The 12504-nt window shown below is 60.7% G+C and carries 10 protein-coding genes; 6 read left to right on the top strand and 4 right to left on the bottom strand.

All coding sequences use genetic code 11. The annotated features are described in order from the left end of the window. The first annotated feature begins 32 nt into the window (after positions 1–32). Positions 33–1424, top strand: a complete 1392-nt coding sequence (locus tag ACA049_RS13095; RefSeq protein ID WP_497336031.1) for an aldehyde dehydrogenase family protein — start codon at positions 33–35, stop codon at positions 1422–1424. Positions 1425–1514: 90 nt separating this feature from the next. Here ACA049_RS13095 and ACA049_RS13090 read toward each other — a convergent pair whose 3' ends face one another. Together ACA049_RS13090 and ACA049_RS13085 are read right to left on the bottom strand one after the other, a co-directional pair. Continuing rightward, complete coding sequence (locus tag ACA049_RS13090; protein ID WP_497336029.1) at positions 1515–2459, bottom strand: aldo/keto reductase; 945 nt, start codon at positions 2457–2459, stop codon at positions 1515–1517. Then, positions 2446–3732 (bottom strand): NTP/NDP exchange transporter, encoded by a 1287-nt coding sequence (locus ACA049_RS13085; protein WP_497336027.1) that lies wholly within the window; start codon positions 3730–3732, stop codon positions 2446–2448. The genes ACA049_RS13090 and ACA049_RS13085 overlap by 14 nt, the downstream gene beginning before the upstream one ends. Before the next feature lie 124 nt (positions 3733–3856). Between ACA049_RS13085 and ACA049_RS13080 the strand changes: the two genes are divergently transcribed. Then, complete coding sequence (locus tag ACA049_RS13080) at positions 3857–4621, top strand: alpha/beta hydrolase (protein ID WP_497336025.1); 765 nt, start codon at positions 3857–3859, stop codon at positions 4619–4621. Between the two features lie 151 nt (positions 4622–4772). Further along, positions 4773–5672, top strand: coding sequence for a bestrophin family protein (locus ACA049_RS13075; protein WP_497336023.1), 900 nt, complete (start codon positions 4773–4775; stop codon positions 5670–5672). A gap of 28 nt (positions 5673–5700) precedes the next feature. Here ACA049_RS13075 and treS read toward each other — a convergent pair whose 3' ends face one another. Continuing rightward, positions 5701–7767, bottom strand: a complete 2067-nt coding sequence (gene treS / locus ACA049_RS13070; protein ID WP_497336021.1) for a maltose alpha-D-glucosyltransferase — start codon at positions 7765–7767, stop codon at positions 5701–5703. A gap of 344 nt (positions 7768–8111) precedes the next feature. On the opposite strand from treS, the gene ACA049_RS13065 reads away from it, so the two are divergent. The 3 genes from ACA049_RS13065 (at position 8112) to ACA049_RS13055 (ending at position 10826) form a co-directional block, all read left to right on the top strand. Further along, on the top strand, positions 8112–9671 hold the full coding sequence (locus ACA049_RS13065) for a sensor histidine kinase (RefSeq protein WP_497336019.1): 1560 nt from the start codon (positions 8112–8114) through the stop codon (positions 9669–9671). A gap of 31 nt (positions 9672–9702) precedes the next feature. Beyond that, positions 9703–10353, top strand: coding sequence for a response regulator transcription factor (locus tag ACA049_RS13060; protein ID WP_497336017.1), 651 nt, complete (start codon positions 9703–9705; stop codon positions 10351–10353). 101 nt (positions 10354–10454) lie between these two features. Beyond that, on the top strand, positions 10455–10826 hold the full coding sequence (locus ACA049_RS13055) for a response regulator transcription factor (protein ID WP_497336015.1): 372 nt from the start codon (positions 10455–10457) through the stop codon (positions 10824–10826). A gap of 230 nt (positions 10827–11056) precedes the next feature. Here ACA049_RS13055 and ACA049_RS13050 read toward each other — a convergent pair whose 3' ends face one another. After that, on the bottom strand, positions 11057–12460 hold the full coding sequence (locus ACA049_RS13050) for an MFS transporter (RefSeq protein ID WP_497336013.1): 1404 nt from the start codon (positions 12458–12460) through the stop codon (positions 11057–11059). Positions 12461–12504 lie beyond the last annotated feature (44 nt).

The raw sequence follows: 12504 nt of genomic DNA, 5'->3' as shown, positions 1-12504 counted from the left end.
CTGATTGCATTCCCACCTAGCAGGACGGTGCCATGACCCGTGTTTCCAGCCTCACCCACGCCATTTCGATCAACCCCGCTACTGGCGAGCAGATCGGCCACTACCCATTTGAAACCGACTCGGCGCTGCAGGCTGCGTTGACCCGTGCCGCTGCCGGGTTCCGCGTCTGGCGCAGCACAGCGGTTGCGCAACGCTCGCAACTATTGATCACCCTGGCCCGGGTTTTACGCGACAACGCCGCAGCGATGGCGAACATGATCACCCTGGAGATGGGCAAGCCGATCACCCAGGCGCGCGGTGAAATCGAAAAGTGCGCGCAGCTCTGCGAGTGGTACGCCGAACACGGCCCGGCCATGCTCAGCGCCGAGCCGACGCTGGTTGAAGGTGGCAAGGCACGCATCGAATATCGCCCGCTCGGCCCGATTCTCGCGGTGATGCCGTGGAATTTCCCGATCTGGCAGGTCCTGCGTGGCGCCGTTCCTGCGCTGATCGCCGGCAACACCTACGTGCTCAAGCATGCGCCGAACGTGATGGGCAGCGCTTACCTGCTGCGGGAAGCCTTCAAGCAAGCCGAATTCCCTGAAGGCGTGTTCGAGGTCATCAACGTCACGCCGGAGGGCGTTTCCACAGCCATCGCTGATCCGCGCATCGCCGCAGTGACCCTCACCGGCAGCGTGCGCGCCGGCATGGCCATTGGCGCGCAGGCCGGTGCGGCGTTGAAGAAATGCGTATTGGAACTGGGCGGTTCGGACCCTTTCATCGTGCTCAACGATGCCGACCTCGACGAAGCGGTCAAAGCCGCTGTGATTGGTCGTTACCAGAACACTGGGCAAGTCTGTGCAGCCGCGAAGCGTTTGATCGTCGAGCAAGGCATTGTCGAAGCATTCACGCGCAAGTTCGTCGAAGCCACGCGCAAATTGGTGGTCGGCGATCCACTGGCCGCCGAAACCTACATCGGCCCGATGGCGCGCTTTGATCTGCGAGATGAACTGGATCAACAGGTGCGCGACACCCTGGAAGAAGGCGCGACGTTGCTGTTGGGCGGCAAGAAGGCTGAAGGTCCGGGCAACTTCTACGAGCTGACCGTTTTCGGTGATGTCACCGACCAGATGACCTCGTTCAAGCAGGAACTGTTTGGCCCGGTGGCCTCGATCATCACCGCGCGCGATGCAGCCCATGCGCTGGAACTCGCCAATGACAGCGAATTCGGCCTCGCCGCGACGATCTACACCGGCAACGTCGAACGTGCCCAGCAGATGGCCGGCGAACTGGAAACCGGTGGCGTGTTCATCAACGGCTACTGCGCCAGCGACCCGCGCGTCACCTTCGGCGGCGTGAAGAAAAGCGGTTTCGGTCGCGAGCTTTCGCACTTCGGCGTACGCGAGTTCTGCAACGCGCAGACCGTGTGGCTGGATCGCCGCTGATCGCCTCCAGTGGCCCGGAAGTCTTTTGACGCCCGGGCGGCGGCTATGCGGGTGAAGGCTACTTGTCAGGAGGCGATATCGCGAGGGCGCTCAGCCGACAATATCGATCAACTGCTCGCGCTGCGCACCGGTCAACATCGGCCCGAAACCGGCGCCGGCGTTGTCCGCCATGTAGCGCGGGTTGCCGGTGCCAGGAATCACGCAAGTCACCGCGGAATGCGAGAGCAGGAATTTCAGCGCCATCTGCGCCCAGCTGTTGACCCTCACGTCCGCCGCCCAGCGCGGTAACGGTTTGTCCTTCAATCGAGCGAGCAAGTCGCCGCCGCCAAACGGTCGATTGCAGATCACCGCCACGCCGCGCTCGCGACACAGCGGCAGGATGCGTTTCTCGACGCCACGGTCGTCCAGCGCATAGTTGATCTGCAAGAAATCCAACGGTTCAGCCTTGAGCACCGCTTCCACCTCGTCATACGCCGAGGCCGTGTAATGGGTGATGCCGATGTAGCGGATGCGCCCTTCTTCTTTCCATTTGCGCAAGGTCGGCAGATGGGTTTGCCAGTCCAGCAGGTTGTGGATCTGCATCAGATCGATGCGATCGGTTTGCAGCAGCTTGAAAGACTGTTCCATCTGCGCGATGCCTTCTTCGCGGCCCCGGGTCCAGACCTTGGTGGCGAGGAAGGCCGGCGAACGCGGCTCATGAATCGACAGCAATTCACCGGTCGTCTCTTCCGCCCGGCCATACATCGGCGAGCTGTCGATCACCGTTCCGCCCTTCTCGAACAGCGCACGCAGCACGGCGGGCAACTGCTTGTAGGCGGGGCTCGAAGGCTCGACATCAAAACCGCGATAGGTGCCCAACCCGACGATGGGCAACGGCTCGGAGCTGGAAGGAATGGCGCGGGTCAGCATGTTCTTGCCTCCTGTTTCCTTCGACGGCGCGGTTGCAGCAAAGGCCTGACCGAAGGTGAAAACCGCCGAAGCCCCGGCAGCCAGCGTGAGTATTTGGCGACGCGTGTATCCATCAGTGTGGCTCATGGAATGGCCCTTCCACCTTTTTGCTGTCAGCCCGTTGTTCCTGGTGCCTGGCCAGCCACAGGCATAACCAGCCCCACAGCCCGGCAAACGGTACGATCACCAGCGCGACCAGACCAAAACCGGCGCCCAGAGCCGTCAAACCCACCGACAACCAGCCACTGGCGGCATCTCCACCGCGATACACCAGGGTTTCGATCACATTCTTGGCCTTGTACTTTTCCTCGCGGCTCACCACGGTCCACAACACCTCCCGCGCCGGGCGCACGATGGCGAACTCGACCGCACGACGCAGCCCCTGGGCCAATGCAACCGTGGCGGGCACGGGCGCCAGGGCCATGGTGGTAAACGCCACGATCGTCGCCAGTGGCAACGCCACCAGCGCCCCGCCGACACCGACCAGACGAATCAACGGCGCTGTCAGCAACAGCTGAAAGATCAAGGTCAGCGCCGACACGATCAAATCGACCACGGCGAAGAATTGCGTGCGACTGGCCACATCAGCATAGCTACCCGCGACAATCCGTCCTTGCTCGAAATACAACAAGGTCGCGGCACTGGTGTGCAGCAGCATGAACAACACCAGCCCCAGCAGATAGGGCGAGCGCACAATCAGCGTGATCCCGGCCAGCATGCTGCCGCCCATGCGCCGATCGTCCATCAAGCGGCTGCCGGACTGCGATTGGGTCCGGGACAGCAGCGCCCGATAGCAGCGCACCGCGATTTCCAGCAGCACCGCCGCCGCGACGGTCAACGCCACCGGGCCCAGGCGTGTGGCCATGGTCGCCGCCAGCAATGGCCCGATGAATGTGCCCAGGGTGCCCCCCGCCGCGATGAACCCGAACAGCCGCCGTCCTTGCTCACTGGAAAACCGGTCGACCAGCACGCTCCAGAAAATGCTGACGATGAACAGGTTGTAGATGCTGATCCAGACAAAAAACACTCGCCCGACGGCCACCGGCGCGATGTGATTGGCGATCAACATGCCAAACACCAGCATCGACGCGGCGATCACGCGATAGATCAACGGCACGAAACGGGTGGCCGGCAGCCGTGAAGCCAATGCACCAAACACCGGGACCATCAGCAACATCACCACAAAGGTCGCCGTGAACAGCCACTGCAATTTGTCGGCACCGCCCTCAAGGCCCAAGGCATCGCGCAGCGGTCGCACCAGGTAATAACTGGCCAGCACGCAGAAATGGAACGCGAACCCCAGCATCAGGGCGGTTCTTTCGCCGGGCTGGACGTTGAGCCATTTTGCAGCGATGGGCATGGGCGCCCTCCTCTGTAGCCGGGCTCGGTGTGCCCCGCTACCGATGAACTAAACTCTGGCTCCGACCCAGTGGATTGGGTTCCTCAGCCCAGAGCCGTCAATGTCGCCCACTAAAGTTAGTCGAATGCCACGAACCCTGGTGTTAATCGTCGTCATCCTCGCCGCGTTGTACCTGGCGCTCTGTGCAGCGCTGTTCGTGTTTCAGCGCTCGTTGATCTACTTCCCGCAACCCAGCGCCATCGAGACGCCCGAAACGTTGCTCAAACTGACCGTAGAGGACGCCGACGTGATGGTGTCGATCAGGCCCCACGACGGGCCGAAGGCGTTGATCTATTTCGGCGGCAATGCCGAGGACGTGACTCGCAACCTGCCCGGGTTTGCCCAGGCGTTCCCGGATCATGCGATCTATTTGCTGCACTATCGCGGCTTCGGCGGAAGTTCCGGCTCGCCGTCCGAGGAGTCGATCCAGCGCGACGCCATGACCTTGTTCGACAAGGTCTACGACACCCATTCGCACATCGCCGTGGTCGGGCGCAGCCTCGGTTCGGGCGTCGCCGTGCGCCTCGCCAGCCAGCGCCCGGCGTCCCGCCTGATCCTGATCACGCCCTACAACAGCCTGGAAGACCTCGCCGTGCGCCAGTTCCCGTGGTTTCCGGTGAAGTGGCTGTTGCAGGAGCGGTTTGAATCGTGGAAGTACGCGGCGCACATCACGATACCGACGCTGCTGATCGCGGCGGAGCACGATGAAGTCATACCGCGTTCCAGCACCGAGCAGCTCTTCACGCATTTCGCCAATGGCGTGGCCACGCTGCGGGTCATACCGGGCGTCGGCCACAATTCCATTTCCGATAGCCCCGAATACCTCAAGCTGCTGGGCGCAGCCCTGTGAACAAAGCAGTTCAGCGACCCGTAGCAGCTGCTACATAGTACGAGAGGGAGTGAGTCATAGAGCCCATCGATCACTCGGTCATCAACAGTGATTGGACGGATTGCCCGCACGCTCTTTAGCCTGCGCCCGTTTTCTCCATAGGTGGAACACCATGATCGTCAGACCGAAACCGAACTTCCTCAACATCATGAGTGCGATCAAGGGGTCGATCGCCAAGCGGATTGCCCTGCGTTGCCTGATGGTGACGCTGCTCGCCTCGGTCATCGTGCTCGTCGAGACGTGGCACCCGAGCTATTTCTCCAAGGTCAGCGCCACGCCCTTTACCCTGTTGGGCCTGTCGCTATCGATTTTCATGAGTTTTCGCAACAACGCCTGTTATGACCGCTGGTATGAAGCCCGCAAAGCCTGGGGCGACGTGACGGTGGCCATTCGCTCGATGATTCGCGAAACGCAGGTCATCAAGGACGAGCATGAGCGCCGGACAATGCTTCATCACCTGTGCGGGTTCGCCCACGCATTGAACGCAAAGCTGCGCCTGGAAAACCAGAGAGCGGCCAGCAGCCGCTGGCTCGACCCGGTGCCCGAGGACAACGCGCCTGATTTCAGCGGACAGATTGTGCAGCAGGTCGGCCAGCAGTGTTCGGCACTCAGCGAGTCAGGGGTGATCAACGAATGGCGCTACACGATCATGACCAATCACCTGACGCACCTGACCCAGGCCCAGGCAGTGTGCGAACGCATCAAACACACGCCGCTGCCTTTCGCTTACACCTTGTTGCTGCACCGCACCAGCTACCTCTTCTGTTTCCTGCTGCCCTTCGCGATGGCCGAACCCCTGGGCTGGCTGACACCGATTTTCACAGCGATTGTCAGCTACACCTTTTTCGGCCTGGATGCGATTGGCGATGAGCTGGAGGATCCGTTCGGCCGCGACGAAAACGACCTGCCGATCGACGCCATCGTGCGCACGATCGAGCGGGAGATTCTTGCCGCGCTGGGGGAAACACAGCTGCCTCCGGCACTCGAGCCGGTGGATTTCGTGTTGAGGTAACTTCATCCTGCGGCACGCCGCACAACCCTCAAATCATCGGCGAAGTACTTACCACCCGCAGCGCCAACCCTTCATAGGCATCCAGCGTAATCGTGAAGTCACCCTCTGGCGTCAGATCCCCTTCGACCCGCTCATTGATGATGTCGACCACTGGCCCCGGCGCAATATTGGGCAGGTGCAAGGTTTCGGTGATCGGCGTCGAGCCAAAGTTCAGCGCGGTGATTTGCGTACCTTTACCGGCCGGCAATTCGTGCACCATGACCAGCAACCCCGGGTGCTGCACGTCCGGAATCAGGATCTGACGACTCGCGGCAATATCGTAGGCACGGCGCGCGGCAAGGATTCTCCTCAGTTGCGAGACAAACGAATCCGGGTCTTTCAACTGGCTGGGCAGGCTGCCGTACAACGTCTTCGGACGTGGCATCTGACCCGCAGACAGCGGCGCATCCGGATTAAGGTCCACCAGATCATAGGCACCGCGATGAATCCAGCGCGTGTCACCATCCCCCATCAGATGCTCGACCTGTTCCGCCGGCAACGGTAGCGCACCGACCAGGTCCCAGCCGGACAACGCGAACACGCCGGGCTGCATGGCGTTGTACATCACCAACAGCAAATGCACCTGGCGAATCTGCTGGATATCCGCCGCCGTGATCGCGTCGAGATCACGAATCCCCAACGCCGCCGTGATGATGCTGGCGGTGGTGCACGACACGCCGTTGGTGACGAATTTCAGATTGTAGGGTGCGTGTTCGCCCGCCAGACGTTCGTACATCTGCTCGCGAATGTGTTCACGCAAGATGCTGCCGGGAAAGGTCTGGCCCTGATAGAGGTAGGTGTCATGGGCGTGCAGCGTCCAGAAATGCACCAGTTCCAGGGTCAGTTCGTCGTGATTCTGCAAGGCATGGATCAGCGAACCGGGGTCGATGCCGAGGGTGTGCATCTGCCGCAACATCAAGCGCAGGAACTCGGTATCACCCATCAGCAACGCGTGCTGGTACGCCGGTCGGGTGATGAAGTCGTAGGAGAGATCGGCGCCGCCGTGGGACATGCTGGCGATGTCATCAACGGTCAGGTTCAGTTCCTGGAAACTGAAACCGCCGGCCTTGCGGATCGCCCCGCCCAGCAACTGGTTGCCGGTGATCGACAGCGGATGACTTTCCGACCAGGCCGTGCCGTCGAGCTTGCGCTCCACGCCGAGGAATCCGTTGGCATCAAGGCGCAGGATTTTCGCGCCCATGACGTCAATGGCGTGCAGGGCATCGCCGATGATCATCTGCTGCGCGGCGAAGGTCGGGTCCAGCCAGTTCAGGGATGGTTGCCCTTCCTTGAAGTAATGCAGATAGACCCAGCGCCGCGGCTTGCCATCGACGCCTATCACGATGGGTGTCGCACTCCAGTCGGTTTCCTTCACCCCCGGTTCGAAGAAGATCACGCGTTGCAACTGACCGACGATGTAGTGCTTGTCCCGGAGTACGTCGACCTGCAGCGGGCTGAGGTTTTGCGCATCACGACCGTCGGCAACGTCCGGCAACAGCGACCAGTCCTCTTCGCGGATTTCGACCATGTGGTAGAGACCCGGATAGTCTTCGTAGGCCATCTCGGCCAAACGGAAATCCGCGCCTTTGCCGGTGTGTGAAGGGATCACGTCATCGATGATCACCGCATTGTGCGCAGCGGCCATGCGCACCAGCGCCTGGAGCTGCGCCTCGGTGCCCAGTTGCGGGTCGATCTCGAAACTGATGCGGTCGAAATTGCCGTCGATGGTCGGTGTGCGCTGGGTGCCCGTCAGGCCGCCAGACATTTTCAGCGGCCCGTTATGAATGCCCTGGATGCCGATTTTCGACAGTGCATGCCATAAAGTTTCATCGCCCAGGGCCTCGAGTACGCTGCCCTCTTCACGGGTGACGATGGACGCCGGGTAGGCGGTGAACCACACCGAAGCCAGGGCCGAAGCATCACGGGGCCGGGTATGGGCATAAGGTTGTTGCCACAGGCGACCTTGCCCCGAGTAGAGCTTGGCCCGCTGCCTTGCAGCATGAAGCATCGATTGTTCAACCAGCCAGGTCACATGATTCTTGTCAGCCGCAGTCATAAAAGCAGTCACCTGTCGTCGGGGTAAATGTGCGCGTGGCCATCCCGTGCGTACCTGCACCGGCGGACCCGTCCTTTTCATATGAGGCCCTGGGGCGGCATTCGTTGCATTGGCGCTGGACCAATCAGAACCCACCTCCTGTTTCAAGTCATACCTGGGGATGGGTCGTTAACACCTATATATCCTCGCGAGCAACCTAGGCATTACCTCCAAGAGGGGCTTTTTTCATCCGCCAACCTTCAGGACGATTTTTGGCCGAAATTCAGGGGTTTATGTCCTATTGAAGGGCAAACGATTGCTTCTAGGATAGGCCCCCAACTCCGCCCCCTCGATCCCAGGAGTGCATGACCAAGATGAAAAACAACAGGTCTTCCAATGCGCGCAAACCCTTTCCATTTTTCAACAGCGCCAACGGCAAAGGGCAACGCATACCCTGTGAGACAAGCATTGATACATCAATCGGCATCAGTTCAAACCCGCTGATCAACGCCCTGGGATGGCTGATCGGGCTGGTGGTGGCTTGCGGCATCGTGATCATCAACTCCGAGACACACACCGACCTGGCCCCGACGATTCTTTACATCACCTTGCTGTTGATGGCGGCCAACCTGTTCTCAATCAACGTCGTCATCTCAATCGCGCTGCTGTGCATGCTACTGCTGACCGCGACCTTCGTTTATAACGGCGGCTATCAGCGCTGGGACTCGACAACGGGGTTCTTCCGCTGCCTGACCGCACTGTCGGCGATCACCTTCCTGGCGCTGCGCAGCAAGTATGCTGCCGACCGGCTGCGTCATAACGAGGTGTACCTGATCGGCGCCCAACGTCTGAGCCAGACCGGCAGCGTCGGCTTTCGCGCCGGTGCCGAAGCGATCTCCTGGTCGGATGAATCGGCGAGGATTTTCGAGTACCCGCTGACCGAAGCCCCGACCTTCTCCAGGGTTCTGGCACGTACCCATCCCGACGACCTTGCGCTGGTGCACGAAATCTTTGCCAAAGCGACGCGCCATGAAGCGCTGATCGAGGTCAAACACCGTTTGCTGATGCCGGACGGACGCATCAAGCATGTCCACATGATCGCCAGTCCGCTGTCCACCCAGCATGAACGCTCGAAATATGTCGGCGCACTGATGGACATCACTGCCAATAAACAAGCCGAAGAAGCGCTCTTCAGCGCTCAGGCGCAACTGGCCCACGTCACCCGTGTCACGGCGCTGGGCGAACTGGCCGCGTCGATTGCCCATGAGGTCAACCAGCCGCTGACGGCCATCACCAGCAGCAGCGAAGCCTGCCGTCGCTGGCTCGATCGCCCCGTCCCGGATCTGAACGAAGCGATTGCGTCCCTGGATCGCATCATCGCCAGCTCGTGCCGCGCCAGCGACGTCATCAGCCGCATCAGGACGTTGTCACGCAAGTGCGGGCCGCTGCGCCAGAGCGAGTCGCTGAACGACATCGTCAACGAAACGCTGAGCCTGGTCCAACAAGAGTTGGCGCACCACAAGATCAATCCGAAAATCGATTTGGCCGCACGCTCGGGCCGTGTCCATGCCGATCGAGTACAGCTGCAGCAAGTGATCATCAACCTGATCATCAACGCCTGCCAAGCCTTGTCGGAGATCGAGGTGGGCGAGCGGATTCTGCATGTACGCACGTGGGTCAAGGACAACGAGGCCGTGGTGGAAGTGGCAGACCTGGGCTCGGGCATCGCCGCCCATGTCCTGCCGTCCCTGTTCACCCCCTTTTTCACGACCAAGGAAAACGGCATGGGCATGGGCCTCTCCATCTGCCGCTCGATCATTGATTTTCATGGCGGCAGGATCTGGGCCACCAGTGCAATCGGCCACGGCACCTCTTTCAAGGTCGCCCTGCCGCTGCTCGTCACCGTCACCCACGAAACGGCCTGAAACACCGGGCAACTGCTCACAAGGAAGCTCCATGAACAAACATCACCCCATGAAGAAGGCCAGCAACAATGAGCCACTGGTCTTCATCGTCGATGATGATGCGCCGCTGCGTGAAGCGGTCGGCAGCCTGCTGCGTTCCATCGGCCTGCAGGTCGAACTGTTCGGCTCTGCTGCCGACTTCATGAAGTACAACCGCCCGGACATCCCCAGCTGCCTGGTGCTGGATGTGCGACTGCAAGGCACCAGCGGGCTGGATTTCCAGCAGGAGCTGGTGGCCGCAAACATTAATCTGCCGATCGTTTTCATGACCGGGCACGGAGACATTGCCATGACGGTCCGGGCGATGAAGGCCGGAGCGGTGGATTTCCTGGAGAAACCTTTTCGCGAACAGGACTTGATTGATGCGGTATCTGCGGCCCATGCACGGGACAAGGTGCGGCGCGAGTCGGAGCGCGAAAACGATGAGTTGCGTAGCCGCTATGCCACGCTCAGTCCCAGGGAACAAACCGTCATGGCACTGGCCGTGTCGGGCCTGATGAACAAGCAGATTGCCGGGGAAATCGGCTTGAGCCAGATCACCGTCAAGATCCACCGCGGTCAGGCCATGCGGAAGATGTTCGCCCGCTCCTTTGCCGACCTGGTTCGTATGGCGCAAGCCCTGGGACTCAACCGACCTCAGTGACATGCCTATACGCAGGTATACTGTGCCGCGCTTCGGGATTGCGTATCTTGCAGTGATGGCGGGCACTCTTTATGGGCTACCCGATATCACCAGGTACTTAAATGTCCTACCCATTCATTATTTCCGTGGTCGACGATGACGAGTCGGTTCGTATTGCACTGGACAGTTTATTGCGCTCCAACGGCTACAGCGTCCGGGTGTTCGCCACTGCCGAAGCGTTCCTCTCCTCCAGCCCGCAGCTCACTTCCTGCCTGATCTGCGATGTTCAAATGCCCGGCCTGTCGGGCATTCAGATGTATGAAGAACTCTCGACCCGAGGCATTCACCTGCCCGTCATCTTCATCAGCGGCTACCTGGATTCACTGCCCCAGGTCAGCGCAACGGCCGTCGCACCCGTCGCATTTTTTCCAAAGCCATTTCCCTGCGGCGAACTGATTGCCTGTATCGAAGGCATCCACAATCGCTACGCTTGATGCCTCTGCACGCATTGATTAATACATGTGTATGCCTTGCTCATACGCAGGCATGTCTGGACTGACCCGATGTAGAAGTGTGCTGCTTGTTCCCCCTCGATAACATCTCCACCTGTGACCACTTCACGTTGCCGACACAAGCAAGCCCGGCCAGCTCCCTCCTTGCTGAACCGGCGATTCCCAAACGCCCGCCAACCCGTTTTTTTGGCGGGCTTTTTTTTGCTTTTGATTTACGCCACTGCGCGTTCTTTTTTCAGGGCTGGCAACGCTATGGCGAGCGCCAGGCCAATCAGACCCGCGGCGACCGCAAAGGTGATTGCCATGCCACGGGCGACCGCTTCCGGGGCTGCGCTGGTGACGTCGATTGTCGACGACGCCAGTGCAAACACCGCCCCCATGACCGAGGCACCGCTGATGAGTCCGAGGTTGCGCGACAGGCTGAGCAGGCCGGCAATGACGCCGCGCTGATCCTGACTCACGCCGGTCATGATCAACGTGTTGTTGGCCGCCTGAAACAGCGCATAGCTGGCGGTGATCACGGCGATGGGCGCGAGGTAGCCGAGGACGCCGAAACGCGTTGGCATCATCGACAGCACGCAAGCACCGAGCGCCATCGCCACAAGCCCGGAAACGCTCATACGCTGAGCGCCAAAACGGTCTACCAGGCGCCCGGCGGGTACACCTGCCAGCGCGGCCACCAGCGGACCGACTGACAACGCGAGCCCGACCAATGCAGCATTCAAGCCGAGTGCGCCAGAGAGATAGAACGGCCCGACCACCAATGTCGACATCATTACCATCGAGACCAGCAGGCTCATGACAAGGCTCGCGCTCAATCCGCGATCACGCAACAGCGCCAGTTTGATCAAAGGCGATGCAACCGTCGCCTCGATGAACAGGAAAACCCCGCTGCCAGCAACGGCGATCAGCACTAACGCGAGGTTGAGCGAACCCCAAACCCCTTCACCCAACGTCATCGCCAGTGCATACGCGCCGAGTGTCAGCGCCAAGGCCACCGTGCCTGCAACATCAAATTCGCCACGTTGCGCCTTCGGTACTTGGCGATCCGCAGGCAAGTAGAGATACGCGAGCACCCCGTTCAAAATGCCCAGCGGCAAGTTGACCAGAAAAATCGCCTGCCAGCCGAAGCCGGAGATCAGCACGCCGCCAAGCGACGGGCCCAGCGTAGTGCCGATCGCCGACACCGTGCCGAGCAAGCCCATGGCGCTGCCGGTCTGCGCTTTGGGCACTGTCTCACCGACAAACGCCACGGTGAGCGCCAACATGATCGCTGCCCCGAGGCCTTGCACCGCCCGGGCGGCGACCAGCGACCACAGCGACGGCGCCAGGCCACACGCCAGCGAAGCCAGGGTGAAAATGGCGATGCCGGCCAGCATCAAGCGGCGTCGACCGACGAGGTCTCCCAAGCGTCCAACACTGACGATCAACGTCGTGATCGCGAGTAGATACGCCAGGACAATCCACTGCACTTCCTGGAACGAAGCATCGAGTGCCTGGGACAAGGTCGGCAAGCCTGCATTGGCGATGCTGGTGTCGAGCGACGGCATCAACATCGACAGTGACAGGCTGGAAAGCGCCCAGCGAACCGAGCCGGATTGCGTGATGGGTTTCATGGTTGGGCCGCTGATGAAGAGTTGACCTACAGCGTATGCCCGCG

This window comes from Pseudomonas sp. LBUM1662 (assembly GCF_059695915.1).
Note: the sequence above shows the minus strand (reverse complement) of the source record. Positions and strands in the feature narration are given on the sequence as shown.